We start from the raw sequence: 26,197 nt of genomic DNA on the forward strand, positions 1-26,197 counted from the left end.
GCTCCTCAGCGGGAGGAAAAGAGAGAAAGGCCTACATAGTATGGGGGCTTCCCCTCGGGAACAGCGAAGAGGATGTGCCCGACTGCAAGCGCGGGTTGGCGGTCCGATTAGAGGACGACTGCCTGCCTGACTCCCCGGAATCCAAGGGTGAGCCAAAGAACATGTTGAGGGGCACGGTGACGTCGAAGGTGACGTCCGTCCGGGCGCCCTCCCCCGTCCCCGTCCAGGTCCGCCGCAGCACCAGGGACAGGGTCCACGGCACGGTGTGCCGGTGGCGCTCGATGAGGTCGTACGTCAGCCCCACGCCGGCCATCCCACCCGACCCGTCCTCGCCCCACAGGCCCGCTCCCTCGGCGAGTACACCCAGCCGGAGGGTGTCGGGAAACGCGTACACCCGGGCCCCGGCGAGCAGCCGGAAGACGGAGGGCTTCAGGCGGAGCTGGGGCTCCAGGAACGGGGACACGATGAGCGTGGGCCCGGGCACGTCCAGCGGAGGCAGGGCCCACGGGTGGACGGGCCAGGACAGGAGCCAGCGCTCGCGCGAATCCGGGCCCCACTCGTAGCGCAGGTCCGGGACGAGCGGCTCCAGGAAGCAGCCCGTGTAGAGGCACAGCGTGCGCTTCCAGGAGACGAGGGGCGAAGCGCGCCCGGCTTCGTCCGCGCCTTCCGAGGCCCGGGCCGGCGTCGCGGCCAGGAGGTACGTCAGCAGTCCTCCGGCCGCGAGCGCGCGCCGCACTTCACTTGCCGGTGAAGGAGGCGGTGCGCTTCTCCAGGAAGGCCTTCATGCCCTCGCGCTGGTCCTCGGAGCCGAACAGCTCGCCGAACGTCTTGCGCTCCAGCTCGTTGGCGACCTTCAGCTCCAGGTCCGCGCCGGCCTCGATGACGCGCTTCGCCTTGGCGATGGCGAGCGGGCTGTTCTTCATCAGCTTCTCGGCCACGGCGCGGCAGTGGGCCATCAGCGCGTCCGCGGGGAGGACCTCGAGGACGAGGCCGATCTCCTTCGCCTTGGCCGCGTCGATGCGCTCACCGGTGAAGACGAGCTCCTTGGCGCGGGCCCGGCCCACCGCGCGCGTGAGGCGCTGGGTGCCGCCGAAGCCTGGGATGACGCCCAGGCCCACCTCGGGCAGGCCCAATTTGGCCTTCTCGGACGCGTAGATGAAGTCGCAGGCCAGGGCCAGCTCGCACCCGCCGCCCAGCGCGAAGCCGTTGACGGCCGCGATGGTGGGGACGGGCAGCGCCTCCAGCATGGCGAAGACGCGGTGGCCGAGCGCGCCGAACTCCTGCGCCTGGGCCTCGGGCAGCGCCGCCATCTCGGCGATGTCCGCGCCGGCGACGAAGGCCTTCTCCCCGCCACCGGTGACGATGAGGACGCGCACGTCCGTGCCGATGGTGTGGAGCGCGGCCTCCATCTCCTGCAGCGTCTTGGTGTTGAGCGCGTTGAGCGCCTTGGGGCGGTCGACGTAGAGAGTCGCTACCGCGCCGTCCTTCTCCAGCCGGATGTTCTCGTAGGCCATGTGCGAGGCTCCTCGTGTCCTAGTACTTGTAGAAGCCGCGGCCGCTCTTCTTGCCGTACCAGCCGGCGTCCACGTACTGGCGCAGCAGCGGGCTGGGGCGGTACTTCGAGTCACCCAGGCCCTTGTGCAGCACCTCGGCGATGTAGAGCACGGTGTCCAGGCCGATGAAGTCCGCGAGCTGCAGCGGGCCCATGGGCTGGTTGGTGCCCAGCTTCATCGCGGTGTCGATGTCCTCCACCGTGCCCAGGCCCTCCATCAGCGCGAAGCAGGCCTCGTTGAGCATGGGGATGAGGATGCGGTTGACGATGAAGCCCGGGTAGTCCTTGGAGACCACCGTCGTCTTGCCCATCTTCTCGGCCAGGGCGCGCGTGGTGGCGTACGTCTCGTCGGACGTGGCCGCGCCGCGGATGAGCTCCACCAGTTGCATCACCGGCACCGGGTTCATGAAGTGCATGCCGATGACGGACTCGGGGCGCTTCGTGGACGCGGCGATGCGGGTAATCGGGATGGACGAGGTGTTGGTGGCGAGGATGCCGCCGGGGCGCACCACGCTGTCCAGGTCCTGGAAGATGCGGCGCTTGAGATCCTCGTTCTCCGTCACGGCCTCGACGGCGAAGTCGACGTCCTTCGCTTCCTTCACGTCGGTGAGCGTGGCGAGGTTGGCCTCGGCGGCGGCGCGCTTCGCCTCGTCGAGCTTGCCCTTCTCCACCAGCTTCTTCAGGCCGCCGCGGATGCGGTCGGCGCCCTTGGCGAGCCCCTCCTTGGACACGTCCGCCAGCGTGACGCGCAGGCCCGCCTGGAGCGCCACCTGCGCGATGCCCGCGCCCATCTGCCCTGCCCCGACGACGACGATATGCTCCGTTGCCATGGTGTTCGCGAACCCCTCGGTCGGAATGTGAACCAACGACGTGCGGGCGCCCATAGCCCACGCGTCCGGGACGGTCAACGACCGGCGGGAGGCAACTGGAGCTGGCGGACGATGTAGCGCTCTTCTCCCACCACCAGCGACTCGTCCAGGCGCAGGCGATTGTCTCGCCCCTCCTGCTTCACGAAGAGGCGCGCGCGCCAGGTGCCCTCGGGCAGGTCCACCTTGAACGTCACTTCTGGAGGCGGCCCCGACGCGAAGAAGCGCTCCTCGCGCTTGAGGACATTCCCGTCCTCGGCCAGCACCTGGAGGTCCAGGGCTTGGGTGGTGCTCCACCCCGCCCCGGTGAGCTGGAAGGTCAGCTCGCGCTCGGGCGTGCCCGACGACTGCCAGAGCCACAGGCCCAGGAGCACCAGCAGCAGCAGCGGCAGGCGCTTCGCCATCGGGTGCGAGCGCCAGCTCCGGCGCGCGGGAGCGGGCGGCGGCGAGGGCTCGGAGGGCTCTGGGGAAGGAGGCGTGTCCGCCACCGCTACTCCTTCTTCGTCCGCTTGGAGCCCGAGCCGGGGCGCCGCGCGTTGAGCTCGGAGATGACGACGCGGGGCGAGCCGGCCTTCTTCTCCTTCGGCTCGGGGGCCGGAGCGTCGTCGGGCTCGGAGGCCTTCTCCGCCTTGTCCTGGGGGACGAGGCGGATCTGCGCCTTGATCTCCACCGTCATGCCGGACATCAGCTTGAGGAACTCGTCGCGCAGCTTCTCCGACTGGAGGAAGCGGCGGAGCTCGTCGGTGATGACGCGGGTGACCTCGTCCTTGGTCTTCTCCGCCTGGCCGAGGATGAAGCCCAGGGCCTCCTTGGGGAGCTTGAGCTGCCCCGCGAGGTTGCGGATGCCCTCCTCCGTCATGAAGAGGGCGCCCAGGCCGGCCACGGCCATGCGGCGGACGAACTCCGGGACGAATCCGGCCGGGCCACCGGCGCGGCCCTGCCCCTGCCGGTCGTCATCGTCGATCAGCGGGTCGTGCGGGTAGTCGTCGTTGCCGACCGGGGGCATGGGTGTCTCCTCTGGGAGTTATCGGGCCTGCACCACCGGCAACGGCATGCTCTTCATGCTCTGCGTGGACACGCGTCCCGCCACGTTGCGCGCCATCTCCAGGAAGGCCTTGGCCTCCAGGCTGTCCTTCGCGCCCACCACCACCGGCACGCCCGAGTCTCCGGACACGCGCACCTTGAGATCCAGGGGAATCTCCCCGAGGAATGGGATCCCGAACATCTCCGCCGCCTTGCGACCGCCGCCGTGGTTGAAGATGGGGGTGACGTGCGAGCAGTTCGGGCAGATGAACTGGCTCATGTTCTCCACGATGCCCAGCACGGGGATGTGGACCTTGTCGAACATCTGCTTGGCGCGGACCACGTCGGCCAGGGCCACGTCCTGCGGCGTCGTCACCAGCACGGCGCCCGCGGCGCGCACGGACTGGGACAGCGTCAGGGCCACGTCACCGGTGCCGGGCGGCAGGTCCAGGATGAGGTAGTCCAGCTCGCCCCAGTTCACGTCGCGCACCAGCTGCATCAGCGCGCCGTGGAGCATGGGGCCGCGCCAGATGAGGGCCTGGTCCGCCTCCACGAGGAAGCCGATGGACATCACCTTGATGCCGTGGGCGACGAGCGGATCCAGCGACTTGCCATCCGGGCTGACGGGCTTCTTGTCTCCCAGGCCCGTCATGAGCGGGACGGAGGGGCCATAGAAGTCCGCGTCGAGCAGGCCCACCTTGGAGCCGTGCTGGGCCAGGGCGGTGGCGAGGTTGACGGCCACGGTGCTCTTGCCCACGCCGCCCTTGCCGGCGCCGACGAGGACGATGTTCTTCACCTTGGGGAGCAGGCCGCCACCGGGCATGCCACCACCGGCGGCGCGCACCTGGGCGCCCCACTCGATGTCGAAGGACTTCAGGCCGGGGACGGCCTTGAGCGCGGCCTCGGCGTCGGCCTGGATCTTCCCCTTCATGGGACAGGCCGGCGTGGTCAGCTCGATCTTCAGCTTCGCGGTGTCGCCGCTGACGCGGACGTCCTTCACCATCCCCGCCTTCACGAGGTCCACGTGGAGCTCGGGGTCGATCACCTTCGACATCGCAGCGAGGACGTCGGCCTCGGAAACGCTCATCGGAACACCTGAAACCTTTTGGAAAACGGGCGGTTGGGGGCCGCCACCGGGCGCGGAATCTGACAGCCCACGGGGGGCTGTCAACGTCGTTTAACGCGGCTGTACTGAGGACGCACCCTCTCGGCGGGCTGATCGGCAGGGGCTGACGGCCCGGCTGAAGGGAGTCATCAGCATGGCTGGACGGCCCGGCGGACGGGCGCCCGCTGGGGTCAGTCGCCCTCGGGATTCTCGGAGAGCTGCCGCTGGGCTTCGCGGAGGAGCTTCATGCCCTGGTCGAGGTCCAGTCCGTAGAGGGCCCGGAGTTCTTTCACGGTGGCGATCTCACCGCCTCCCTCTTCGAGCATGGCCTCGGCGACCTCGACAGGAGGCAGCCCCGCGGACTTCAGCTGCTGGAAGTGGCCCTGCTCCACCAGCCCGAGGAAGTCGGCGAGTCGCTCGGCCTCGGGGCGCGGCGGCGGAGGTGGAAGCTCGCTGGCACGTTGCCCATCCACCCAGTAGTCCTTGATGGCCTCCGGGTAGCCCAGCTCCGTCGAGACCTCCTGGAGCTCGCGCCACCAGGTGTCGGGCAGCCGGCGCTTCTGGATCTGCTCATAGAACTCGCCGGTCCATGCGACGGCATCCAGCAGGAACTCCAGGTACTGCTCCGTGAGCCGGCCCATGAGCTCCGCACGGGTGTACAGCGCTCCTTTCATGGAGAAGGCGGCTTCGGGGAGCTCGGAGATCAACCTGGCCAGGCCCCCCGAGGGCTGGCGTGCCCTCCAGGTGCGGTAGCGCAGCAGGAGGTTCGCGAAGATCATTCCTCGACTCCCGCCAGCAGGAAGACGGGATCGCCGTCATGCCCCGCAAGCATCAGGAGATGGGCTCCTTCGAGGAACTCCTCCAGTTCCAGCAGCCGTCCGCCCAACTCCGAAGCCAGTCCGTCACCGTTGAGCACTCGCCCCTGCACACGTCGATAGTGACGAAGCCCGCTACTCAAGACCTCGGGGCTCCGAATGGTGAGGCCCACGAAGCCTTCGCGCCGAAGTGCTTTGCGAACAAGCTCCTCCAGGCTTCCCGACCATTCAAAGGGAGCACTGGCGCTATAGCTGATCCGGTAGGTCTTGCTTCCGGTCGGCTCGAACACCAGCAGCCGCGCCCCCTCTGACACCGTTGATGCGGCGCGCGCGAGTTGCTCTACGACCTGCCAGCCAGGAACAGGGCTTTCCGCGAGAAGCTGCCACTCTTCCAGTGCAATCTCGCCCATGAAGCAGCCTCACTCCTCCGGCGGCGTGTGAGTCGGGTTCGGGAATGAGGCTACTCGAGGGCGGCGACGCGGTACTCGCCGTCTTCCAGGACCAGGACCACGGCGCGGTCCTCGCCCAGGGAGAACAGGGCCTCGCCCGCTCCGACGCGGACGTGGGTGTTGAGGGCGAGGCGGGCCCGGCGCAGGCGCTCCTTGGCCAGGGGCTCCCGCTCGAAGTCCTCACGCAGGCGCTCGGGGGTGTAGCGAGCGCGCAGCGGGGCTGCGAGCTGGGTCCACGCGGCCTTCCAGTCACGGGCCTCCACGGTGTCCAGGAAGCGCGAGAGCGCGGCGCGGGGGACGTCCGCGGGCCGGGCCTCGACGACGCGCCAGCCCTGGTCGGTGCGTGCGAGGGTGACCGAGGGAGCACGGGCCTCCAGGATGGCCGTTCCCGCTCGCACCGCGGCGGCCCGCTCGCGACGGACGGTCTCATCCGAGTAGCGCTCCAGGAAGCCGACCTCTCCCTCGGGCCCTCCGTTGGTGAGGGCGTAGGCGTCCTGGAGGCGGCCTTCGTCCAGGGCCCGAGCATAGGCCTCGGCGACGGACACGGGCTCACGCGGCGTGGTGGCGCAAGCGGGGGCCAGCAGGCAGAGGCTGAGGAGTGCGGTGCGCTTCATGACGGGCGCACGGTAGCACCTTCAGCGCTGTCCTCTTCAGAGTGAACTGAAGGGGGCATCGGCGTGAATGGAAGGTTTTCGAATAGCTATCTCCACTCACCGTTTCTTCCTGGGGCTGAGCTTCCGGGGCACTTCGACAGGAAGTTCCTCCTTCCGCTCCGGAACCGGGCATCCCGGCCCCTCGAAGGACACCTTTCCCGCGTTCAACCTGGGCGTTCCTGGTGGACACGCATAGGCCACGAAGGGATTTTTCATGCTTCGCCACGAGACTGCGTGCCACATCGCAACCGCCTCTCCAAGGACGGCGCGCGCTTCCTTGCGCCACGTCCGTGAGGGCGTGCTCGGAAGCTCTACCCCCACGAAGGAGCCACCCGACGATGAACCCGTGGCGGCGCCGAAGAATACGGCCACCTGAGACTCGCGGTGCCCATCCTGGGCCTGCAGCGCCACCCTCCGCGTCCAGGAGACCTCCACCCCATGAATGGGGGGCGTAGACATTCCCGTGCTCCCTGTCTCCACGCCCGGCCACCGCCGCTCGATACAGACGCGAAGCGCTTGTTCCATCCACTCGGGGTCGGCACACACCTCGGCGACATGGAGGCCGCGCCTCAGCCCTCCCCTGGCAACGAGGGTTGACAGGCTCCTGCGTCGATACCAATCGAGAACAGCCCCCGAGAAGCAGCCAATGACGAGCTCGGTGAACCAGAAGGGGCGGGCGTCCGCTACGACCAGGTCGACATCGGTTGCCCCATTCGGGAGGGGGGTCGAGATGACGAAGAACGAAAAGTCCCCACTCTTCCGCCCAGGCAGGCCGAGCTGGCGTGTGAGCTCCTGCATCTCGACGTCCCGGGATACGACGAAGAACTCGGGATACTCGCTCAGCAGCGCGCCATCCCTGGAGTACACGTCCCTGTCCGCGCCACAGACGAGGCGTGGCCATCTCCCCCTCATCCGACGAATGAACCGCCGAAGAACCCACTGGAGATCTTCCTTGATGACAAAGTCGTAATCGACGCCAGACATGTCTCAGCACCCCGTCTCTCTTCCATCCCGGCCTGGCAGACCCATTGGAGTAACGGCGCCTGACAGCAGGCCCTTTGGAGGCGGCGGAGGGCCGAAGCAGCGCACTTGAGGATGCGAAAATGTCCCTTGTCGGCTTCTCCTTTGCCAGTGAGCTCCGTGGACCCTCGGATGGGCTGCGACCTGCCCCTGCGGCGCTGCTGGCGCGCCTGCGGCCTCATCACGACATCGACCTGACTGCGGGGGAGATCCGCTCCGACGTTGCGCGGACACGAGCTTTAAGAGAGCCGGCGTACGAAGTCACGGGCCTCTGCCGGCTGGCGACTACCGACGAACTCGCAGCCGCATTTCCGGGCGCCGCCTTCCTGGACCCACTCCCTCCGTGCCCTTTTCGCGGAGAGCATCTGGGATGGCTGCTGTGGGTCGTCCCGGATATCCCCGACGAATCCAGCCTCCTGGGCATGCGGCTCGCGGAGTTGTCCCTGGGACGAAGCGTCGACCTGCGAAACGGGCGGTTCTTCGACGCCATGGTTGAATCCGAGCTTCCACTCGCCGATGTGGTGAACAAGTGGGGATTCGGTGACGGGGACCTCCTCCTCGGCGACCGGGACCATGAGGCGTACGTCTCCAGAAGACTGGAGGAAGCACTCCGGCACGCGGGTGTCCATGCGCGCGTGACGTCGCCCAGTACGTTCATGACGGGCCACAACGCGTTCCGCATCCCTGATGCGGATGAGCAGACGATTCGCCGGCTCCAGGGCCGAACCGTGGAGCTGTGGGCGCGTCACCCGCTGCTGATCCGCCCGGGGCCCTTCTTCGAGACGTAGCCTCGCCGACACCTCGTCACTCCGCGGAGTACTCGGCCTGGTCCGCATGGTATCCACCCCGAAGCGTTCGAGGCAGTCGTCCACGGTCATCGCCGCACCTGCTTCACCCTCTTCTCGAAGTACTCCTTCTCGTGGCTCTCCGACTCGAAGGTGGCGGGCGCGTCCGGGTAGAGCGCGCGCAGCCCTGTCTTCGCGGCCTGGACGACGTTGAGGCAGGCGTGGCCGAGGGAGTTCAGCAAGAAGGCACCCCCGGGCACGTAATGGCACTGGCCGACCAGGGACACGGTGGTTGCCCACTGTTCGCAGGCCGCGCGAACCTCGTACGGGGGCGCGACCAGCGTGGCGAGGGCGTCCCGGTCACACGCCTTGGCCCGGTAGTTCAGCGCGTAATACGCAACCTCCTCGTCGCCATCGCTGGACAGCTTCTTCATGAACCCCATGACCGCCGGGCTCCTGGGCTTCATGTAGAGGGCGAACGCCAGCACCCTGCGCTGCGTGCTGGATGCGCGCTGAATCCGCGCCGCCAGGACCGCTGTGTCGAAGCGACGCGCCAGCACTCGTGCCAGGTCCCAGTCCGAGGCCTCGCATTTCGTGGGGTCACCCGCGCAAGCCAGGACTTCATCCAGCTTCATCCCCTCGAGAGGCGGCTGAGCGGGAACCTCCGCCATCAGCACTACGAGCAGCAGCGCCAGCATGGTTGTTTCACTCCCCCACAAGCGTACAGCCCACGGTCATCGCCATGTCCCCCAGAAGCACTTGAGCCGCAGGGACAGGGCGGAGGCACCCATGAGCCAATTGATAGCATCCAGCCCCCGGTGCGGCTGAGGGTTCTCAGATTGCCGCGAGCGGCGCACGGGTCCCCAGTTCATGGCGACGCCCAGGTATTGACCATCCAGCATCGTCGCCGTCTCTTCCCACGGCGCGTCCTCGAGCTCGAAGAGCCCCGCCGCCCGCAGTGACTCCATGAGCGACTCCAGCGACTTCCTCGACATCGAAAACCGCCGCTGGTCGTGGCGACCCCGGCGTCGGACCAGCTCGCCCCGGTCTCCCTGCACCCGGGCGATGAGGTAGCGGGAGTCGGGGGCGTCCGCCAGGTGCCAGTCCACGACACACAGGCCCTGCGAATCTCCCAGGAGGCGCCTCGCGGCCAGGGCGGTGCGGCCCATCGGGTCCGCCCCGGGCTCCAGCCACTCAAGCCGCCGGAGGACGAACGACGCCTCGCCCTTCCCGTTCGCGATCTCCGCCGAGTACTTGAAGACCCGCCCCTCCAACTGGCAGGTGAACAGCTCGGCTCCTCCATTCAGCCCCACCCCGAGGGCCTCGATCAGCACGGCGAGAATGCGTGCAAGGCGCAGGGGCGCATCCGGCACGGCGTACTCCCGCCGGCCCTCGGAGCATTCGAAGGACAGCGTCTCGGCGGAGACCATACGCCCAGCGCACAAGCCGTCACGCCCCGTGACGAGGAGCAGGGCCGGCAGCACCTCCAGCGCGTTGAAATCACTCGCCTGAAGCCGGGTGACCACCTGCTCGAGCGCTTCGAACACCCCGTCCCGTTGCGGCTGGACGGGGGGCGGCAGCGGTGTGAATGGAGCATCCTCGACGAGCCTCTGGGAGACAATCCGCCCATCGCGGCACGCATGGCACGGACCGGGCCTGTCACCATCGACGCCGCACTGGATGCAGAAGTAACGATCAGCCACGTGCGTCACCTCAGTGCTTCCTTGCTTCGCGGCCTCAAGGCTGGGGCCGGAGCAGCCACTCCTCCACCCTCGCCACCAGGTCCGCGAGATTGCGCGTCTCATGGGTCCGAAGTGGATGCGCCCAGTCCTGTCCCTGGAGCAGCACTGCGCGGAACCGTCCTGCAGGATCCCCATCCGGATACCACCCGGCGTCGAGGAGGAAGTCGCGCCGCACTTCACGTAGCTGCAGGAGATCCTCGATCAGATAGTAGCCCCAGGCAGGGGCGTTCTCGGCCAACCCCACCGGATCCAACTGCATGAGTTCATGGTGCTCGACCATCCAGCCTCCGGGAATCCGCAGGGGCTGACGCAGCGGCTCGCCCGTTCCCCGGAGCCACTGCTTCAGCCCGGCACGAAGGGCTGGCTCCAGGGGCGCCTCCCACCCCAGCGGGGCGACCTCATGGTCCGCGATGACGTCGATCCACTCACGGAACCGGCCCCGCAACGGCTCGGGCACCAGGGCCATCACCTCGTCGATGTTCTCCAGCGTCACGTAGCTGAGGAGCACCATCCTCCCGAAGCGCTCGTCCTCGCGACACCGCTCGACCGCCCGGAGCACGCCGCTCCGCTCGGCCTCCGAGAGCTTCACCATTCACTGCCTCCCGACTTCATGACGAGCGGAGGGTCGCACCAGCAGTGCAGGACCGAATCCAGGAAGCACCTGCGCCCCAGGGCCATGTCACCCACCTCTAGGCCCCCGGCCGCGTGGGGTCGGCGAGCCCGTGCAGCCGCCTGTACGCCGTGGGCACCAGATAGTTCAGTGCGTGCCAGGTAAAGGCAGACAATTGCGCTCGCACCAGGCACACTTCTCGTGTTGGGCCTTGTACAGGGCCAGCTTCGTCGCTCTCGTGTTGTACCCAACCAGCATCGCCGAAAGGGCCTTCGACGGCGCCCCGTGCGTGTTGAACACCTGGACCGCGTCCTTCAGGCGCCCCGGCGTCGCTCTCTTCAGGCCCCTGGGTTCGTCTCCTCGCGAAATACGAATCATGGGGTGCCTCCCCCGCCCTCGTTGCTCGCTTCTATGTCCGCGAAGGCCTTTCTTCCTTCGGTGGTCCCGAGCAGTTGGATGAATTCCCTACGTACCGTGCTGCGCAGCTCCCTCAGTTCCTTCTTCTGCGCTGAAGTCGGAGCCGGATGCACCGAGAGGACCTGGAGCCGCCGCAGCTTCTCTCCGAGCGGATTGGGCGTGACGCCTTCAAGCCCGAACCAGGTCCTGTAGAGCTCCCCTCCGGTCATGATTCGTGGGTCAGGCTGGTGCCCGGCGTCCTGGATGCCGGGACGGAACTGCCCGCCGCCGCGCGCCCAGCCGCCTTGGACGATGTCGCCGGTCTGCTCGTCGACGGTGAGCCGGATGACCTCGTGCGGAGCCAGCGTCGAGAGCACGACGGGCGAGTGCGTCGTCGCGACGAATTGAAGGCGGGGGAACACCCGTCGCAGGGCGGGAATGAAGCGCGCCTGCCAGGTCGGGTGCAGATAGAGGTCGATCTCGTCAACCAGCACGAGCCCCTCCATTTCGGTCGTGGTGGACTCTGCGCTCGATTCGAGCAGCACATGGCCAATGAGGTCCGCGATCCACGCAAAGGTTGATTGGTACCCATGGGAGAGTGCTACTCCCGCGATTGCCACCGGATCCTGCCCCTTGGCCATCACCTGGTAGAAGCGGTCGCTCTCGATGAGCGCGGTGCTCGACCGGGCTCCGCCCTGCCCGCGCAGCTCGAGACGTGCGAGGCCGGGAAAGAGGTCATCCCCTCCGAGCTTGACGGCTTGATTCAACATCCGGCTGAAGCGCCGGGAGGTCTCCCCGAGCCTGCGTCCCTCCCTCCGGTCCTTCTCTAGGAAGTGATTCGCGAAGCCGGTGGAGGCAAGCCGCTGCTGCCGGAACAGAGGCTCCAGCCGTTCGATGGATGGGCGAGCCAGAGCGGGAATCTCATTCGCATCAGGCAGCGCCCGCGAGATGCCGTAGCCCGCCACGAACCAGAGCGGCGTGTTCAGGGACCGGGCCTCCGCGAGGGGGTCCGCGCGCAGCTTCTTCTGCTTGTCGTAGAAGGCGGCTGCTTCAAGCGAGGTCGCGCCTGCATCAAGGCGCACGAGGGACTGGAGCATCAGCTCCGCCGGCTTGTGCTCGCTCGCGGACGGCATGTGCGGGTGGATCGTCTTGCCGCCCTTGCGCGACTGGGGGCCGAACGCGAACGCCGCGTCAATGAGCATGGGCGCTTCGTAGCGCCGATCACGCAGATGCTTCACCGCCGACCCCGCGAGACCGCTGACCTCCCTGAAGCCCGCCGCCGCCAGCGCTATCGCCTGGAGCAGCGTTGTCTTTGCCGTCCCGTTCTCGCCAATCATCACCGTCCACATGCGCGGCGCACCGCGATGCGTGAAGTCGAGTTCAAAGGCCGCAAGCCGCTTCAGATGCTCGACCTTGAGGTGGCGGATATACATGGGCGCAAGCTCACACGCGGGGGGAGCGTGCCGCAAGGGACTTGCCCATCCTCTTCATGACGGCTCGCTACGCGCCCATTACCCGCCGCCCTCGGGTTCCTTCAGCTCCGCCAGGAGCCCGCTCAGCCACGTCCTCCAGGCCACCGGCACGTCGAATTCCTCCGTGCCCAGGCCGCCTCCCAGGCTCCACGACACGGGGCACAGCGCATACACCTGTGCCCGCGCCGTGCTCATCAGCAGCTTCAAGAGATTGAACCGCTGCACCGGCGCACCGAAGGTCTTGAGCTCGAAGTGCTCCGCGGACACCTTCGCCAGCCCCAGCGCGTGGCGGCACGCCTCCTCGAAGCCGCCCAGCCGGTCCACCAGGCCCAGGTCCTTCGCGCGCATCCCCGAGTACACCCGGCCCTCCGCCAGCGCGTGGATCTCCTCCGTCGTCCGCCCCCGCGCCTTCGCCACGTGCCCCAGGAAGGCCTGGTACATCTCCTCGATGTCCGCCTCCAGCGAGGCCCGCTCGTGCGGCGTGAAGCCCCGCGAGTTCGAGAACACGCCCGCGTTCTCCCCTCTCGCAATCAGCTTCCGGTGCACCCCCACCCGCTCCAGCAGCACCGACGCCTCGAACTTGCCCGCGAACACGCCAATCGAGCCCACCACCGCATGCGGCGTCGACCAGATCTCCTTCGCCCCCACCGCCACCATGTAGCCGGCGCTGGCGCACACCTGGTCCATGAACGCGATGACCGGCTTCTTGCGCGCCACCCGCTGCACCACCTCGAGGATCTGCTCCGACGCCAGCGCCACGCCTCCCGGGCTGCTGATGTGGAGCACCACCGCCTTCGAGCGCCTGTCCCTGCCCGCCGCGCGCAGGGCCTTCACCACCGTCTCCGACGTCGCGAACCTCCCGGCACCCCCGCCCCGTCCCTGGGTGATGAGGCCGGAGATGGGAATCATCGCCAGCCTCGGCCGCCGCCGCAGCGGCCTCCAGCGGACCGGCGGGAAGGGCAGCGTCTCCAGGTACGTGGACATCGGCTCCAGCTCCGTCTCCTCCTCGCCCTCCTCCGCCTTCACCAGCCCCAGGTGCACCGGCAGGTCCGTCTCGCTGACCAGCGCATCCGCCAGCCCTGCGTCCACCGCCCGCTTCGCGCTGTAGGGCCCCTGGTCGATGAGCGCCTTCACCTCCTCCGGCGTCTTGCGCCGTCCCCGCGCCACCGCGTCCACCAGGTCCGCGTACCGCTCGTCCAGGAAGGTCTCCACCGTCTTGGCCTGGATGTCGGACACGGCCTTGTGCGTCCACAGCTCCGGCGCCGTCTTGTAGTCACCCCGCCGCACGAAGTGGGCATGGATGCCCACCCGGCTCAGCGCATCCCCGAGGGCCGACGCCTCGGCCACGTAGCCCGTCAGCTCCACCCGCCCCATGGGGGCCAGCAGCACCTCGTCCGCCGCGCACATGACCGGGTACGCGTCCGTCCCCACGCTCACCGCCCAGGTCACCACCCGCTTGCCCGCCGCCCGGAACTCCGCCAGCACCGCCAGCAGCGCGTCCCGCCGGGCCGCCGTCACCTCCAGGTCCTCCAGCTCCAGCAGGATGCCCTTCACCCGGGCGTCCTTCGCCAGCAGCCTCAAGGACTCCCGGAAGCGCTCCAGCGACGTCACGGCGGCCGGCTCCGGACGGCTGCTGCCCCCGAGCTGGAACCGGGGCTGGCGCTGCTCCCGGTACGGCGGGTTCCCCGTCAGCCGGAAGCGCACGTAGGCGGGCCGGTGGCGCGCCCCGAGCAGCCGGAAGGGCGCCCCCAGCAGGGTGCGCAGGAGGATGAGGAGGTTGACGAGGGCGATGAAGGGCAGGCGCAGCATGGCGTCCAGTCCTGGAAGGAAATGTGGGTCTCCGGGCCGTACTGGAGGCCTCTTCCGGGTGCAAGCCTTGTTCTTCCGGTGCGTTGGCTCGTGTTAGCCTCCGCGCCCATGCGCTACGTCCTCCCCCGGCTCGTTCTCGTTCTCGCCCTGACCTCGGGCGGTGCCGCGCTGGCCCAGCCCCGGAAGCAGGTGCAGGAGTTCCAGGCCCCGCGTGAGATGACTCCCGAAGAGCGGGAGGAAGCCAAGCAGCGCGCCATGGGCAACAACCTCAACTCCTATGGCAAGGACATCCAGGTGAAGCAGAAGCCCTTCCCGTGGATGGCCGTGGGCCTCGCCGGCCTCGTGTTCCTCGGGACGGTGCCCTTCGCCATCCGCGCCTACCGGAACACCACCAAGGACATCTCCGGCGCCAACACCGTCGGCGCCCACCGCGAAGACGACGAGGCGGCCTGAGCCTCCCCGGGTCCCCGGGCATTGACCGTCAGCGCGGGCGGACCTCGACGGCGCCACCCGCATCCACGCTGACGTGCACGGGAAGGAAGCGCTCGACGACGCGGGCGTGCGTGGTGAGGTGGTCGGTGATGCGCGCCGCCGTGAAGCGCGTGGTGCCGGGCGTGGCCGGGCCCAGGCGTCCCGCGGCCAGCAGCGCGGCGGGCAGCAGGATCTGATCGGCGAGGTGCTCATCGAGCGCGCCCCCGGTCTCCATGAAGGCCGCCAGGGCCTCGCCGGCCTCGCGTCCCACCTCCTCCGCCGGACGGCCCCGCTCACCCAGGGCGGTGAAGCCGGCGATGGTGTGCTCGAACTGGGCGAGCACGAATGTCACCGTGCCCACCGAGCGGGTGACGGACAGCGGCCGGTTCTCCGCCTCGGCCAGGATGCCCCGCTCGCGCAGGGCGGCCACGGCGGCGCGGGACTGGCGCTCGGCGATGCCGAAGGGCAGCCCGCCGACGAAGGACGACACGCGCACCTCGCGCAGCATGCCCCGGGCGGGCAGCTCCACCAGCAGCGGAGGCTCCTGCGGCGCGCCCACGTCGGCGACGAGCTCCCCCGCGCCCTCCGGGTAGAAGCCCGCGTGCGGCATGGTGAGCTGCACGGGCAGGCCATACGCGCGGGCCACCGGCTGCCAGACGTTGGCGACGTAGTGGAAGCTGGGGCTGTGCGGCAGGTGCGTGCCGCCGCGCAGGGTGAGCCGCCCGCCACCGGCCAGGGCCAGCGGGTAGACGAGGCACTGGAAGAGCAGCGGCGTGCTGCCGGCGGTGCCCACCTCCACGAGGTAGTCCCCGGCCTTCACGGTGCCCGGCTTGAAGGAGAGCTCGGACGCACCCACGGTGGCGCCCTCGCTGGAGCCGCCCCCCAGGGCTTCGGCGCCGCGCACGCAGGCCAGGTGCTGGGGGCGCAGCCCGGGTGGATCCCTCCGCTCGCGCAGGCGGGTGATGTGGAAGGGACGGCCGGTGATGAGCGACAGCGACAGCGCCGAGCGGAGGATCTGCCCTCCCCCCTCACCCTCACTTCCATCGAGCCGCACAGGCCCGCTGTCGGGCCCCTCCGTGCCGGTCATGTCCCTCCCCATCCCTCGCGTTACGTCGTGGCAGGTGCAGCGTAACAGGTACCCCCGGGAATCTGCCCGGGGGCGCGGGCGCGGTGTCGCGCCCGGAACGTCCGGGCGCTACTCGTCCGCGGAGGGCAGCACGCCCACCTTGATGGCGCTGGGGTGCGCCGCCGAGTGGTACACGCGATGGAACGCCCGCGTGAAGTGCTCCTCCTTCGCCTCGAAGATGTTGGGGACGTAGGTCTGCGGGTTGCGGTCGATGAACGGGAACCAGCTCGACTGGACCTGGATCATCACCCTGTGACCGCGCTGGAACGTGTGGAACACGTCGTTGATGACGAAGCGCACCTTCGTCACCTCACCGGCCTTGAAGGGCTTGGGCTCGCTGTAGCTGTCGCGGAAGCGGCCGCGGAACGGCTCACCGCGCACCAGCGTCTGCTGGCCGCCCCGGTTCCGCTTCCCTGCCTCCTCGTCCGCCTTCGTCCACCCGCGCGTCTTGCCGGGGTTCACGTCCACCAGCTTCACCACCCAGTCCGCGTCGGTGCCGGTGGTGGACACCCACAGCTCCGCCTCCAGCGGGCCCGCCAGCGTCAGGTCGCGCTCCAGCGGCTCCGTCTCGAACACCAGCACGTCCGGCCGGCGCGACGCGAAGCGCTGGTCCTCCGTCATGTAGTTCCGGCTCCAGCCCGCATTCAGCTCCTGCGTGTACGGCACCGGCCGGGCCGGGTCGCTCACGTACTCGGCGAAGGACACCGCCGCATCCTTGGGGGCCTGGCGCGACAGGCCGCCCTTCGGGTGGAAGTACAGCCGCGTCTCCTTCAGGCCCTTGGGCGGCCACGTGTCGAAGCGCCGCCAGCGGTTGGCGCCCGTCTCGAACACCAGCGCCTCCGGCAGCTCCGCCTTCTCCCCGCCCTTGAGGTGGTGCTTGAAGAAGCTCAGCGACAGGTCCTGGTACGTCTCGCTCGTCTTGAAGCCGAACTGCGCGTCCCCCAGCTCGGAGCCCTCGGTGCTGTCCCAGCCGCCGTGCGGCCAGGGGCCCATGATGAGGGTGTTGGAGATGCCCGGGTTCTGCTTCTCGATGGAGGCGTACGTGCGCAGCGGCCCGTACAGGTCCTCCGTGTCGTACCAGCCGCCCACCGTCAGCACCGCCGCCTTGATGTTCTTCAGGTGCGGCAGGATGTTCCGCGCCTGCCAGAAGCTGTCGTAGTTGGGGTGCGCGGCGACTTCGTTCCAGAAGCCCACCTCCCCCTTGAAGTGCGTCTCGTTCGCGTTGCGCAGCGGGCCCAGGTCCAGGAAGAACTCGTACCCGTCCGGGGTGCCGTGCTCGAAGGGCTTCCACTCCTCGTTGTCGGTGGGCAGGGGGCGGGGCTTGCCGAACGCCGCGAAGAAGTTGAACGTCAGCGCCAGGTTGAACGCGCCGTGCCGGTGCATGTCGTCCCAGAACCAGTCGGCGATGGGGGCCTGCGGCGACACCGCCTTGAGCGCGGGGTGCGAGTCGATGGCGCCCGCCGACGTGTAGAAGCCGGGGTAGGAGATGCCCCACTGCCCCACGCGGCCGTTGTGGTTCGCCACGCGCTTGAGCAGCCAGTCGATGGTGTCGTACGTGTCGGTGCTCTCGTCGATGTCCTTCGGCCCGGCCTTCTTCGGGTTGTGCGGGCGGACGTTGACGAACTCGCCCTCGGACATGTGGCGGCCGCGCACGTCCTGGAAGGCGAAGATGAAGCCCTCCTTCTCGAAGGCCTCGGTGGGCCCGAGCTCGGGCGGGTACCGGTCCACGCCATACGGCGCGACGGTGTAGGGCGTGCGCACCAGCAGGATGGGGTAGCGCTTGCCCGGCGAGGCGTCGGCGGGGACGTACACGGAGGTGAACAGCCGCGTGCCGTCCCGCATGGGGATGCGGTACTCGAACTTGGTGAACTGCGTGCGGATGCGCTCCGTCCGCGCTTCGGACCGGCCGTACGGGAGCTTCGGGGGGGTGGCCTGGGCCCAGCTGGGACTGGAGAGGGAGAACAGCAGGAGTGCCGCGAGGCTGCGGGACACGGAGTGCATGCACGCTCCTGGAGGAGAGGGCGACATTCTGGGAGAAGACGGGCGGTGCTGGAAGGCATTGCGCCGCGGCGCCCCCAACGCGGGCCGCGCACCTTTGTTCCCTGAATCCGCGCAACGGCCGCTACGCCGCGCCGCGTGAAGCGCCCTATTGCCGCTCTGGCGCTTCCGGAGGGGGCTGCGTCACGGGCTCGCGGAGCGCCTCCAGCTCGCGCTGGGCCACCTGGAGCTGGGTGGACAGCTCCCGCACGCGGAGCTCCTGTCGCCGCACGGCATCGCGGGCGAAGAACAGCTCCACGTACAGGGACACCCGGGCCCGGAGCAGCTCCGACACCAGGGGCTTGCGCTGGTAGTCCACCGAGCCCCGGGCATACGCCTTGAGCATCTCCGGGTCATCGCCATCCGAGGCCGTGAGCAGGAGCACCGGGGTGCGCCGGGTGCGCTCCCGCTCACGCAGCAGCGCGAGGACGTCGAGGCCGCTCATGTCCCCCAGGCGCAGGTCCAGGAGGATGGCGGCGAAGTCGTCGGTGAGGACCTTGCGGAGGGCCTCCTGCCCGGACGAGGCGCGCACCAGCCGGTGCCCCATGGGCGCGAGGATGCACTCCAGCGCGAAGAGGTTCGACGGAAGGTCGTCGACCAGCAGGAGGCTCGCCTCCCCCGGAGCGGAGGCGGCACTGGGGGTCGCGGAGGAAGCTGGGGTGCGGGGCTCGGACACTGGGGCAAGGATGGCTGCTCCCGGGCCACATCCCGCGGATCATCCGCGGGCTTTCCGGGTGCTCTGACGGGAAGGAAACACTCCGTCATTCCGAGCCCCGATGCCAGCGTCCGGTGCTCGCACCAGCCGTCTCAGCCCCGCCCCTCCCCGCCTTCCTCCGGGCCTCCGTCCAGGCCGTACTTGCGCAGCTTGTCGTGCAGCGTGGCGCGGCCGATGCCCAGCCGGCGCGAGGCCTCGCTGCGGTTGCCCCCGGCGATGCGCAGGGCGTCCAGGATGAGGCCACGCTCGTACGCCTCCACGCGCTCCTTGAGGCCCGCGCCTTCCGGAGCCTCGCCGCCCGCCGCCCCCGCCGGGGAGACGACGGCCGTTGGAGCGCCGCCCTCCGGGTCCGGTGCCGGCAGCAGCCCCAGGTCCAGCTCGCCTTCGCTGGAGAGGGCCACCAGGCTCTCCAGGGTGTTCTCCAGCTCGCGCACGTTGCCGGGCCAGGGCAGCGCGCGGAGCTTCTCGAAGAAGCCCGGAGGCACCTTGAGCGGCCCCGTGTGGAAGCGGTCGCTGAAGCGGTCCAGGAACATGCGCGCCAGCACCGGGATGTCCTCGGGACGCTCGCGCAGCGGCGGCACTCGCAGCTGCACCACGTTGAGGCGGTAGTAGAGGTCCTCGCGGAACGTCCCCTCCGCGGCCCGGCGGCGCAAGTCCCGGTGCGTGGCGGCGAGGATGCGCACGTCCACCTTCACGGGCCGGTCCTCGCCCACCGGCCGCACCTCGCCCTCCTGCAGCACGCGCAGCAGCTTGGCCTGGAGCGGCGGGGCCAGCTCGCCCACCTCGTCCAGCAGCAGCGTGCCGCCGTCCGCCTCGCGGAACAGGCCCTGGCGCACGCGGTGCGCGCCGGTGAAGGCCCCCTTCGAGTGGCCGAACAGCTCCGCCTCCGCCAGCTCCTCGGTGAGCGCCGCGCAGTTGAAGCGCAGGTAGGGCCCGGCGGCGCGGGGCGACGCGCGGACCAGCGCCTCCGCCACCCGCTCCTTGCCGGTGCCGCTCTCCCCGGTGATGAGCACCGTCACGTCCCGCGAGCCCGCGCGCTGGACGAGCTGCGCCAGCCGGCGCATGGGCTCCGAGGCAAAGACGAGCGAGCGGGACAGGTTGAGCTCGCCGGCCAGCCGCTCGTTCTCATCGCGCAGCCGCACCGCCTCCAGCGCGCGGGAGACGACGGCCAGCAGCTCGTCCACGTCGAATGGCTTGCGGAAGTAGTCGTACGCCCCCGCCTTCATCGCCTCCACCGCGAAGCGCTCGGAGCCGTGCGCGGTGACGACGATGATGCGCGGGGCCCCGGGCTGGCCCTGCACCCGCTTCACCAGCTCCAGCCCGTCCAGGCGCGGCATGCGCAGGTCGGTGATGACCAGCTCGTAGGGCTTCGTGGCCAGCTTCTGCAGCGCGACCTCGCCGTCCTCCGCCACGTCCACCGTCACGCCCGGCAGGCTGCGCAGCGTCTCGCGCAGCGTGAAGCGCACGCCCGCGTCGTCGTCCACCACCAGCACGTTGCCGGGCTGCGGTGCCTCCGCGTCCCCTGCCCTAGCCATGGGCCACCTCGCGCCCGTGCACGGGGCCCAGCGTGTCCGCGGGCAGCTCGCGCGGCAGCAGCAGCTCCGCCACGCAGCCGCGGGAAGGTGCGTTCGCCAGCGTCAGCTCGCCCCCGTGCTGGCGCGCCAGCGCGCGCGCCACCGTCAGCCCCAGCCCGGAGCCCTTCGCCTTGGTGGTGACGCCCGCCTCGAAGACGCGCCCGGCCACCTCCGGCGGCAGCCCGGAGCCCTCGTCGCGGACGAACACCCGGACCTCCCCCGTGGAGGTGGACTCCAGCGCCAGTGTCACCAGGCCACCGCGAGGGCTGGCCTCGATGGCGTTGTGGAGCAGGTTCATCAGCACCTGCTTCACCTTGCGCGGGTCACACCTCGCGTGGATGGAGCTCTCTGCCTCCCGCGCGAGCCGGACGCCGCGCTCATGGGCCAGCCCCTCGTGCAGCACGAGCGCCTCGTCGCACAGCGCCGTCAGGTCCACCTCGCTGACCGACAGGGGGACGAGCGGCCGGGAGAAGTTGAGGAACTCCTCCAGGATGCCCTGCATGCGCACCACCTCGCTGGACAGCACCTCCAGCCGCTCGGTGGGCTGCGCGCGGCCGGCCTCCCGCACCATGAGCTGGGTGAGCCCCTTCACGGTGGCCAGCGGGTTCTTCAGCTCGTGGGCAATCTCCGCGGACATGGACTCCAGCACGCGCGAGTAGGTGCGGTGCGTGGCCAGCAGCTCGTCCCGCTGCGCGAGCGCCTCCCGCAGCATGTCGTCGAAGGTGTTGCGTATGCCGATGCCCATCACGTTGGACAGGATGATGAGCAGCGCCATCGTCACCGCCACCGCGATGAGCAGCCCCTGGGCCGGAGTCCCCATGAAGGGCAGGGGCAGGTGCGGCAACCAGCCCAGGAGCTGGAGCATGGCCATGACCGTGAGCGCCAGGAGCTCCGTGGCCATCACCCACAGCTGGTGCTTCCAGGGAAGGACGGTGGCGCCCATGTATGCGAGCGGGAGGACCACCGGCAGCAGCGGACTGGCGAGCCCTCCCGTCCCCACCACCAGGCACTGCTGGAACAGCACGCCTACGAAGATGTTGAAGGGCACGGTGCGCTTCGTCAGCCCCTCGCGGTTGTAGCGGCGCAGCTCGTAGTAGAAGAACGTGAGGGCGCACACCGTCACCGTCCCCATCCAGGCCAGCCGCCAGGGCGCCGGGTCCAACAGCGCCGTTCCCGTCAGCACCAGCAGCAGCTTCGGCCCCGCGAACGCGCGCACCCGCACGATGATGCCGAAGATGCGCCCCAGGTGCTTGGCCTGGATGTCCTTGAAGCTGCGCTGCGTCCGCGAGTCCATCCGCACGTCCCCTTCCGCTCACGCCTCCGGGCTCATGGTATGCCGGCCCGGCCGCCCTCGATGACCCGAAGCGCGGGCCGGCGCACGCGCTTCTTGGTTTCCTCACCCCTGGCACCCTGCCCGCCCGCGCCGCGAGCCCCACCGGCCTTGCGGCCAGGCTCCCGCGGCACGACCTTGGTGGCCCGCCGGGGTGCGGCGCGGGTGCCCGCCGACTTGCTGCCCCTGCGCGCAGAGCCGCTTCGCGAGCGTGGCGCCGCCTTGGATGCGGCGCGCGGGGCGCTCGGGAACGGCAGACAGAAGAACAGGTACATGTCGAGCAGCATGGGGGCTTCTTCCCCTTCCTCGGGTGCGCACGGGATGTGACGCACGACTCGCTGAGCAATGGTGATGCCATCGGCGCGGACCGCCGCCGGGCCTCTCCCTCCTTCAGGGATGAAGCCGTGCGCAAGGTGCCACGCCCTCCCTCGGACGAGCCCGTGAAGAAGGATGAAGAAGCCGTGACGAAAGCCCTGCTCCCCTCTGAAGAAGGCCTCATGGCCGCGGCGTGCGCAGCTTCCCAGGGGAGGGGTGGCGGCCTGGCGGGTGCGACGGCCGCCAGCGGGGAGCAGCCGGGGCTCCGCCGGCCTTCCGGCAGGGGGTGCCGGATTTCCGGCGGGGGTATCGCACGGGCTTCCGGCACCCGGACGCGGGGTGCCGCCTGGGAGGTGAACGGCATGGACCTTGCCATGGCGCTCCATGTCTCCGCGGGACCTGCCGCGGCAAAAGGGGAAAGTCCATGCGACGTGCGGTCGTGCTGTTCGGGGTCCTGGTGGGAGTGCTCGGCGCCCTGCTCGGGTTCCGCATCCTGAAGGACCGCCGGGCGGCGGAGGGGCCGCCGGGCGGCTCGGGCGTGGTGGAGGGCACGGTGGTGGACGTGCGCGCCCGGCTCAATGCGCGGGTGATGGCGCGGCACGTGGAGGAAGGCGCCCGGGTGGACAAGGGCGCGCTGCTCGTCACCCTGGACTGCACGGAGCCGGAGGCGAACCTCGCGGAGACGGAGGCGCGGCTGGCCATGGCCCGAGCCCAGGCGGACGCCGCGAAGGCCGCGGCCCTGGCGGCGGGGCGCAGCAGCGAGGCCGTGACGTCGCAGGCCGCGGGCAGCCAGGCGCAGATTGCCTCGCTGGCGGATCAGCAGGGCCTCGCGAAGCGCCAGGCGGAGCGCCTGCGGCAGATGGGCGGAGCGACCACGGAGGCGGCGCTGGACCAGGCGCAGGCGCAGGCCGCGTCGCTGGAGCAGCAGCTCGAGGCCGCCCGCCATGCCAGCACCGCCGCCACGCGGCAGGCCCGCGCCGCCACCGAGCAGGTGCGCTCCAGCGAGCAGCAGGCGGAGGCCGCCGTGCGCGCCATCGAGGCGGCCGAGGCCATGCTGCGCCGCGCCCGCGTGTCCGTGGCGGAGTGCGAGCTGCGCGCCCCCATGGCCGGCTCGGTGGAGACGCTGGCGCTGGAGCCGGGCGAGCTGGCCCTGCCGGGCGCGGTGGTGGCGCGGCTGGTGGACACGCGCCGGCCCAAGGCGACCTTCTACCTGCCCAATGCGGAGCTGGCCGCCGCGCACCCCGGGCAGCCGGCCACGGTGCGCGCGGACGCGTACCCCGACCGCACCTTCGCCGCCCGAGTCGTCACCGTCGCCCGCGAGGCCGCCTTCACGCCCCGCAACGTGCAGACGCGCAGCGACAGGGACAGGCTCGTCTACCCCATTGAGGTGCACATCGAAGCGCCGGACGGGCTGCTGCTGCCGGGCATGCCGGTGGACATCTCCCTGGGCGCCCCGGAGGGGGCGGCGGTGGCGGAGCAGCGGCCATGAGCGCGGCGCCCCCGGAGGACACCGGAGCGGACGTGGCGCTGGAGGACGTGCGCCGGAGCTTCGGCGCCACGCGGGCCCTGAAGGGCGTGTCGCTGGCGGTGGGCCGGGGCGAGGTGTACGGCCTGGTGGGCCCGGACGGCGCGGGCAAGACGACGGCCATCCGCCTCATGGCGGGACTGCTGCGCCCGGACGGAGGCCAGGTGCGGATGCTGGGGGAGAATCCGGCCAACCCGCGCTCCACGGTGCGCGAGGGCCTGGGCCTGGTGCCCCAGCGGAACACGCTCTACGGCGACCTGAGCGTGGATGAGAACCTCCACTTCTTCTCGCGCCTGTTCGGCCTGTCGCGCGAGGACTTCACGCAGCGGCGGGAGCGGCTGCTGGACATCACCCGGCTGGGGCGCTTCACGGAGCGGCGGGCGGATGCGCTCTCCGGCGGCATGTACAAGAAGCTGGCGCTGGCGTGCGCGCTGCTGCACCGGCCGCGCGTGCTGCTGCTGGACGAGCCCACCAACGGCGTGGACCCGGTGAGCCGCCGCGAGCTGTGGGAGCTGCTGTACACGCTGGTCCATGACGGCATGACGCTGGTGGTTTCCACCCCGTACATGGACGAGGCCGCGCGCTGCCACCGCGTGGGGCTGCTCTACGCGGGCGAGCTCATCGCGGAGGGCGACCCGCGCGCCCTGGCCCGCGAGCACGGCGCGGCGGCCTCCAACTTCGAGGCGGTGTTCCTGGCCCTCGTGGAGAAGCGCACCGGCGGGAGGGCCGCATGAGCACCGCCATCGAGGTGGAGCACCTGACGCGGCGCTTCGGCGCCTTCACCGCGGTGAACGACGTGAGCTTCACCGTGGGGGCCGGGGAGATCTTCGGCTACCTGGGCGCGAATGGCGCCGGCAAGTCCACCACCATCCGCATGCTGTGCGGGCTGCTGAAGCCCACGGGAGGCCACGCACGGGTGGCGGGCCATGACGTGGGCTCCGAGCCGGAGCGCGTGAAGGCCGGCATCGGCTACATGTCCCAGAAATTCTCCCTGTACCTGGACCTGACCGTCCGGGCGAACCTGGAGTTCTTCGCCTCGGCGTACGGCGCGCATGGCCTGGAGCTGGAGCGCCGCATCGGCGAGATGCTGGAGCGCATGCAGCTCACCTCCATCCAGGACGAGGTGACGGGCGCGCTGCCCGGAGGCATGCAGCAGCGCGTGGCGCTGGCCAGCGCGGTGCTGCACCGGCCGCGCATCGTCTTCCTGGACGAGCCCACCGCGGGCGTGGACCCGGTGCAGCGCCGCTCCTTCTGGGCGCTCATCCGCGAGCTGGCGGCGGGAGGCACCACCGTCTTCGTCACCACGCACTACATGGACGAGGCGGAGTACTGCGCGCGCATCGGCATCATGGTGGACGGGCGGCTGGTGGCGCTGGACACCCCCGACGGGCTGAAGCGCACGCACGCGCCCGGCCGGGTGCTGGAGGTGCGCGGCCCCCACCTGGCACCGGCGCTGGACGCGCTGCGCGGCGAGCCGGGGGTGCTGGACGTGAGCCGGTTCGGCTCGGGCGCCACGGTGCGGGTGGACCCGGAGCGGCTGCCCGTGGACGTGCTGGCCCGCTGGCTGAAGGCGCGCGGCGTGGACCCACTGGAGACGGAGGAGTCCGCGCCCACGCTGGACGACGTCTTCCTGGCGCTCACCGCCGGGGCGCAGCGAGGGGAGGACTGACGCGCCATGGCTTCTTCACACGCGGGTCGCACGCTGGGACGCATCCTCGCCATGGCGGGCAAGGAGGTGCTGCACATCCGCCGGGACATCCGGACGCTCTACCTGGCGCTGGCCATGCCGGTGCTGCTGCTGGTGCTGTTCGGCTTCGGCATCAGCTTCGACGTGGACCACCTGGGCCTGGCCGTGGTGGACCAGGACCGGACGGAGCAGTCGCGGGAGCTGGTGCGCCACGTGACGGCCTCCGAGGAGTTCATCCAGGAGTGGGAGGGCACCTCCCCGGAGGAGGCCCAGCGGGAGCTGCGCCGGGGACGCGCCATCGCCGTGCTGGTGGTGCCCCGGGGCTTCGCCGAGGACGTGGCGCGCGGCGGAGCCCGGGTGCAGCTGCTGGTGGACGGCTCGGATGGGAATACGGCCACGCAGGCGCTGGCCAAGGCCCAGGCGCTGGTGGACGCGGCGGGACGGAAGCTCGCGGGCGGTGAGGTGCGGGCGCCGCCGCTGGAGGTGAGCCTGCGCACGCTGTTCAACCCGGAGGGGCGCTCGGCGCTGTTCCTGGTGCCGGGGCTGGCGGCGTACCTGCTGGCCATCGTCGCGGTGCTCATCACCGCCCTGACTGTCGCGCGCGAGTGGGAGCGCGGCTCCATGGAGCAGCTCTTCGCCACGCCGGTAGGACGGCTGGAGATTGTCGTCGGCAAGCTGCTGCCGTACCTGGGCATCGGCCTGCTCCAGGTGCTCCTGGTGCTGACGGTGGGCGCGTGGGTCTTCGCCGTGCCGGTGCGGGGCAGCCTGGTGGCGCTGGGGCTGGGAGCGCTGCTGTTCCTGGTGGGCATGCTGGGCCAGGGGCTGCTCATCTCCGTGGTGACGCGCAACCAGGTGGTGGCCACGCAGGTGGCGACGATGACGTCCGTGCTGCCGTCCATGCTGCTGTCGGGCTTCATCTTCCCGTTGGAGAACCTGCCCCTGCCGCTGCGGGTCATCAGCACGCTGATTCCCGCGCGCTACTTCGTGGCCACGCTGCGCGGGGTGCTGCTGCGGGGCAACGGCCTGGACGTGCTGTGGCCGCAGCTGGTGGCGCTGACGCTGTTCGCGGCCTTGATGCTGACGGTGGCCACGCGCCGCTTCCAGCGGCGGCTGGACTGAA

Annotated in this window: 27 protein-coding genes; 6 read left to right on the top strand and 21 right to left on the bottom strand. The window is 70.1% G+C overall.

The annotated features are described in order from the left end of the window. Nucleotides 1-31: 31 nt before the first annotated feature. The 10 genes from LXT23_RS33585 to LXT23_RS33630 all read right to left on the bottom strand — a co-directional run bounded on the left by LXT23_RS33585 (nucleotide 32) and on the right by LXT23_RS33630 (nucleotide 7,447). The gene (locus LXT23_RS33585; protein WP_253984471.1) at nucleotides 32-736 is read right to left on the bottom strand and encodes a hypothetical protein; all 705 of its coding nucleotides are present in this window, start codon (nucleotides 734-736) and stop codon (nucleotides 32-34) included. A gap of 1 nt (nucleotide 737) precedes the next feature. Next, nucleotides 738-1,514: an enoyl-CoA hydratase-related protein gene (locus LXT23_RS33590; RefSeq protein ID WP_253984472.1), complete on the bottom strand. Its 777-nt coding sequence runs from the start codon at nucleotides 1,512-1,514 to the stop codon at nucleotides 738-740. Between the two features lie 19 nt (nucleotides 1,515-1,533). Then, complete coding sequence (locus LXT23_RS33595) at nucleotides 1,534-2,382, bottom strand: 3-hydroxyacyl-CoA dehydrogenase family protein (RefSeq protein WP_253984473.1); 849 nt, start codon at nucleotides 2,380-2,382, stop codon at nucleotides 1,534-1,536. A 74-nt stretch (nucleotides 2,383-2,456) separates the two neighbouring features. Continuing rightward, the gene (locus LXT23_RS33600; RefSeq protein ID WP_253984474.1) at nucleotides 2,457-2,906 is read right to left on the bottom strand and encodes a hypothetical protein; all 450 of its coding nucleotides are present in this window, start codon (nucleotides 2,904-2,906) and stop codon (nucleotides 2,457-2,459) included. 2 nt (nucleotides 2,907-2,908) lie between these two features. Continuing rightward, entirely contained in the window at nucleotides 2,909-3,424 is a 516-nt protein-coding gene (locus tag LXT23_RS33605; RefSeq protein WP_253984475.1) for a hypothetical protein, read from the bottom strand. A gap of 18 nt (nucleotides 3,425-3,442) precedes the next feature. After that, a complete protein-coding gene (locus tag LXT23_RS33610) occupies nucleotides 3,443-4,528 on the bottom strand; it encodes an Mrp/NBP35 family ATP-binding protein (protein ID WP_253984476.1) in 1,086 nt (361 codons plus the stop codon). A 209-nt stretch (nucleotides 4,529-4,737) separates the two neighbouring features. Continuing rightward, nucleotides 4,738-5,325, bottom strand: coding sequence for a hypothetical protein (locus LXT23_RS33615; protein WP_253984477.1), 588 nt, complete (start codon nucleotides 5,323-5,325; stop codon nucleotides 4,738-4,740). Beyond that, nucleotides 5,322-5,771, bottom strand: a complete 450-nt coding sequence (locus tag LXT23_RS33620; protein WP_253984478.1) for a hypothetical protein — start codon at nucleotides 5,769-5,771, stop codon at nucleotides 5,322-5,324. Before LXT23_RS33620 ends, LXT23_RS33615 begins: the two co-directional genes overlap by 4 nt. Before the next feature lie 50 nt (nucleotides 5,772-5,821). Then, nucleotides 5,822-6,424, bottom strand: a complete 603-nt coding sequence (locus LXT23_RS33625; protein ID WP_253984479.1) for a hypothetical protein — start codon at nucleotides 6,422-6,424, stop codon at nucleotides 5,822-5,824. A 96-nt stretch (nucleotides 6,425-6,520) separates the two neighbouring features. Continuing rightward, nucleotides 6,521-7,447 carry a hypothetical protein gene (locus LXT23_RS33630; protein WP_253984480.1) on the bottom strand — a complete coding sequence of 309 codons (927 nt, stop codon included), beginning with the start codon at nucleotides 7,445-7,447 and terminating at the stop codon, nucleotides 6,521-6,523. Nucleotides 7,448-7,566: 119 nt separating this feature from the next. Between LXT23_RS33630 and LXT23_RS33635 the strand changes: the two genes are divergently transcribed. Further along, nucleotides 7,567-8,271, top strand: coding sequence for a hypothetical protein (locus tag LXT23_RS33635; protein WP_253984481.1), 705 nt, complete (start codon nucleotides 7,567-7,569; stop codon nucleotides 8,269-8,271). A gap of 86 nt (nucleotides 8,272-8,357) precedes the next feature. On the opposite strand, the gene LXT23_RS33640 is transcribed toward LXT23_RS33635, so the two are convergent. From LXT23_RS33640 to sppA, 5 genes are all read right to left on the bottom strand, one after another. Then, complete coding sequence (locus LXT23_RS33640; RefSeq protein ID WP_253984482.1) at nucleotides 8,358-8,966, bottom strand: hypothetical protein; 609 nt, start codon at nucleotides 8,964-8,966, stop codon at nucleotides 8,358-8,360. Nucleotides 8,967-9,002: 36 nt separating this feature from the next. Continuing rightward, nucleotides 9,003-9,971, bottom strand: coding sequence for a hypothetical protein (locus LXT23_RS33645; RefSeq protein WP_253984483.1), 969 nt, complete (start codon nucleotides 9,969-9,971; stop codon nucleotides 9,003-9,005). A 34-nt stretch (nucleotides 9,972-10,005) separates the two neighbouring features. Further along, nucleotides 10,006-10,602: a protein kinase family protein gene (locus LXT23_RS33650; RefSeq protein ID WP_253984484.1), complete on the bottom strand. Its 597-nt coding sequence runs from the start codon at nucleotides 10,600-10,602 to the stop codon at nucleotides 10,006-10,008. Between the two features lie 392 nt (nucleotides 10,603-10,994). Then, on the bottom strand, nucleotides 10,995-12,449 hold the full coding sequence (locus LXT23_RS33655; protein ID WP_253984485.1) for an AAA family ATPase: 1,455 nt from the start codon (nucleotides 12,447-12,449) through the stop codon (nucleotides 10,995-10,997). A gap of 78 nt (nucleotides 12,450-12,527) precedes the next feature. After that, nucleotides 12,528-14,297: a signal peptide peptidase SppA gene (gene sppA / locus LXT23_RS50200; RefSeq protein WP_267146726.1), complete on the bottom strand. Its 1,770-nt coding sequence runs from the start codon at nucleotides 14,295-14,297 to the stop codon at nucleotides 12,528-12,530. Nucleotides 14,298-14,405: 108 nt separating this feature from the next. On the opposite strand from sppA, the gene LXT23_RS33670 reads away from it, so the two are divergent. Continuing rightward, the gene (locus LXT23_RS33670) at nucleotides 14,406-14,750 is read left to right on the top strand and encodes a hypothetical protein (protein ID WP_253984486.1); all 345 of its coding nucleotides are present in this window, start codon (nucleotides 14,406-14,408) and stop codon (nucleotides 14,748-14,750) included. Between the two features lie 28 nt (nucleotides 14,751-14,778). Here LXT23_RS33670 and rtcA read toward each other — a convergent pair whose 3' ends face one another. The 6 genes from rtcA to LXT23_RS33700 all read right to left on the bottom strand — a co-directional run bounded on the left by rtcA (nucleotide 14,779) and on the right by LXT23_RS33700 (nucleotide 21,837). Continuing rightward, a complete protein-coding gene (gene rtcA / locus LXT23_RS33675) occupies nucleotides 14,779-15,855 on the bottom strand; it encodes an RNA 3'-terminal phosphate cyclase (RefSeq protein WP_253984487.1) in 1,077 nt (358 codons plus the stop codon). Nucleotides 15,856-15,963: 108 nt separating this feature from the next. After that, a complete protein-coding gene (locus tag LXT23_RS33680) occupies nucleotides 15,964-17,895 on the bottom strand; it encodes a CocE/NonD family hydrolase (RefSeq protein WP_253984488.1) in 1,932 nt (643 codons plus the stop codon). Nucleotides 17,896-18,040: 145 nt separating this feature from the next. Further along, nucleotides 18,041-18,607 (bottom strand): response regulator, encoded by a 567-nt coding sequence (locus LXT23_RS33685; protein WP_253984489.1) that lies wholly within the window; start codon nucleotides 18,605-18,607, stop codon nucleotides 18,041-18,043. A gap of 131 nt (nucleotides 18,608-18,738) precedes the next feature. After that, on the bottom strand, nucleotides 18,739-20,181 hold the full coding sequence (locus tag LXT23_RS33690) for a sigma-54-dependent transcriptional regulator (RefSeq protein WP_253984490.1): 1,443 nt from the start codon (nucleotides 20,179-20,181) through the stop codon (nucleotides 18,739-18,741). Continuing rightward, on the bottom strand, nucleotides 20,174-21,514 hold the full coding sequence (locus LXT23_RS33695) for a sensor histidine kinase (RefSeq protein ID WP_253984491.1): 1,341 nt from the start codon (nucleotides 21,512-21,514) through the stop codon (nucleotides 20,174-20,176). Before LXT23_RS33695 ends, LXT23_RS33690 begins: the two co-directional genes overlap by 8 nt. Before the next feature lie 32 nt (nucleotides 21,515-21,546). Continuing rightward, nucleotides 21,547-21,837: a hypothetical protein gene (locus LXT23_RS33700; RefSeq protein ID WP_253984492.1), complete on the bottom strand. Its 291-nt coding sequence runs from the start codon at nucleotides 21,835-21,837 to the stop codon at nucleotides 21,547-21,549. A gap of 452 nt (nucleotides 21,838-22,289) precedes the next feature. Between LXT23_RS33700 and LXT23_RS33705 the strand changes: the two genes are divergently transcribed. Genes LXT23_RS33705 through LXT23_RS33720 form a run of 4 tightly spaced genes read left to right on the top strand, consistent with a single transcriptional unit; the run spans nucleotide 22,290 to nucleotide 26,196 of the window. Further along, a complete protein-coding gene (locus LXT23_RS33705; RefSeq protein WP_267146727.1) occupies nucleotides 22,290-23,354 on the top strand; it encodes an HlyD family secretion protein in 1,065 nt (354 codons plus the stop codon). Continuing rightward, nucleotides 23,351-24,124 carry an ABC transporter ATP-binding protein gene (locus LXT23_RS33710; RefSeq protein WP_267146728.1) on the top strand — a complete coding sequence of 258 codons (774 nt, stop codon included), beginning with the start codon at nucleotides 23,351-23,353 and terminating at the stop codon, nucleotides 24,122-24,124. Before LXT23_RS33705 ends, LXT23_RS33710 begins: the two co-directional genes overlap by 4 nt. Further along, nucleotides 24,121-25,059, top strand: coding sequence for an ABC transporter ATP-binding protein (locus LXT23_RS33715; protein ID WP_253984493.1), 939 nt, complete (start codon nucleotides 24,121-24,123; stop codon nucleotides 25,057-25,059). Before LXT23_RS33710 ends, LXT23_RS33715 begins: the two co-directional genes overlap by 4 nt. A 6-nt stretch (nucleotides 25,060-25,065) precedes the next feature. Next, nucleotides 25,066-26,196, top strand: a complete 1,131-nt coding sequence (locus LXT23_RS33720) for an ABC transporter permease (protein ID WP_253984494.1) — start codon at nucleotides 25,066-25,068, stop codon at nucleotides 26,194-26,196. Nucleotide 26,197: the final 1 nt, after the last annotated feature.

Source organism: Pyxidicoccus xibeiensis, assembly GCF_024198175.1.
Classification (GTDB): Bacteria; Myxococcota; Myxococcia; order Myxococcales; family Myxococcaceae; genus Myxococcus; species Myxococcus xibeiensis.

Bases quoted from the DNA above. Each gene is read 5' to 3' on its own strand.
- LXT23_RS33590 (WP_253984472.1), bottom strand. From the start codon at position 1,514: ATGGCCTACGAGAACATCCGGCTGGAGAAGGACGGCGCGGTAGCGACT.
- LXT23_RS33595 (WP_253984473.1), bottom strand. From the start codon at position 2,382: ATGGCAACGGAGCATATCGTCGTCGTCGGGGCAGGGCAGATGGGCGCG.
- LXT23_RS33605 (WP_253984475.1), bottom strand. From the start codon at position 3,424: ATGCCCCCGGTCGGCAACGACGACTACCCGCACGACCCGCTGATCGAC.
- LXT23_RS33610 (WP_253984476.1), bottom strand. From the start codon at position 4,528: ATGAGCGTTTCCGAGGCCGACGTCCTCGCTGCGATGTCGAAGGTGATC.
- LXT23_RS33615 (WP_253984477.1), bottom strand. From the start codon at position 5,325: ATGATCTTCGCGAACCTCCTGCTGCGCTACCGCACCTGGAGGGCACGC.
- LXT23_RS33620 (WP_253984478.1), bottom strand. From the start codon at position 5,771: ATGGGCGAGATTGCACTGGAAGAGTGGCAGCTTCTCGCGGAAAGCCCT.
- LXT23_RS33625 (WP_253984479.1), bottom strand. From the start codon at position 6,424: ATGAAGCGCACCGCACTCCTCAGCCTCTGCCTGCTGGCCCCCGCTTGC.
- LXT23_RS33630 (WP_253984480.1), bottom strand. From the start codon at position 7,447: ATGTCTGGCGTCGATTACGACTTTGTCATCAAGGAAGATCTCCAGTGG.
- LXT23_RS33635 (WP_253984481.1), top strand. From the start codon at position 7,567: ATGTCCCTTGTCGGCTTCTCCTTTGCCAGTGAGCTCCGTGGACCCTCG.
- LXT23_RS33640 (WP_253984482.1), bottom strand. From the start codon at position 8,966: ATGCTGGCGCTGCTGCTCGTAGTGCTGATGGCGGAGGTTCCCGCTCAG.
- LXT23_RS33650 (WP_253984484.1), bottom strand. From the start codon at position 10,602: ATGGTGAAGCTCTCGGAGGCCGAGCGGAGCGGCGTGCTCCGGGCGGTC.
- LXT23_RS33655 (WP_253984485.1), bottom strand. From the start codon at position 12,449: ATGTATATCCGCCACCTCAAGGTCGAGCATCTGAAGCGGCTTGCGGCC.
- sppA (WP_267146726.1), bottom strand. From the start codon at position 14,297: ATGCTGCGCCTGCCCTTCATCGCCCTCGTCAACCTCCTCATCCTCCTG.
- LXT23_RS33670 (WP_253984486.1), top strand. From the start codon at position 14,406: ATGCGCTACGTCCTCCCCCGGCTCGTTCTCGTTCTCGCCCTGACCTCG.
- rtcA (WP_253984487.1), bottom strand. From the start codon at position 15,855: ATGACCGGCACGGAGGGGCCCGACAGCGGGCCTGTGCGGCTCGATGGA.
- LXT23_RS33680 (WP_253984488.1), bottom strand. From the start codon at position 17,895: ATGCACTCCGTGTCCCGCAGCCTCGCGGCACTCCTGCTGTTCTCCCTC.
- LXT23_RS33690 (WP_253984490.1), bottom strand. From the start codon at position 20,181: ATGGCTAGGGCAGGGGACGCGGAGGCACCGCAGCCCGGCAACGTGCTG.
- LXT23_RS33695 (WP_253984491.1), bottom strand. From the start codon at position 21,514: ATGGACTCGCGGACGCAGCGCAGCTTCAAGGACATCCAGGCCAAGCAC.
- LXT23_RS33700 (WP_253984492.1), bottom strand. From the start codon at position 21,837: ATGCTGCTCGACATGTACCTGTTCTTCTGTCTGCCGTTCCCGAGCGCC.
- LXT23_RS33705 (WP_267146727.1), top strand. From the start codon at position 22,290: ATGCGACGTGCGGTCGTGCTGTTCGGGGTCCTGGTGGGAGTGCTCGGC.
- LXT23_RS33710 (WP_267146728.1), top strand. From the start codon at position 23,351: ATGAGCGCGGCGCCCCCGGAGGACACCGGAGCGGACGTGGCGCTGGAG.
- LXT23_RS33715 (WP_253984493.1), top strand. From the start codon at position 24,121: ATGAGCACCGCCATCGAGGTGGAGCACCTGACGCGGCGCTTCGGCGCC.
- LXT23_RS33720 (WP_253984494.1), top strand. From the start codon at position 25,066: ATGGCTTCTTCACACGCGGGTCGCACGCTGGGACGCATCCTCGCCATG.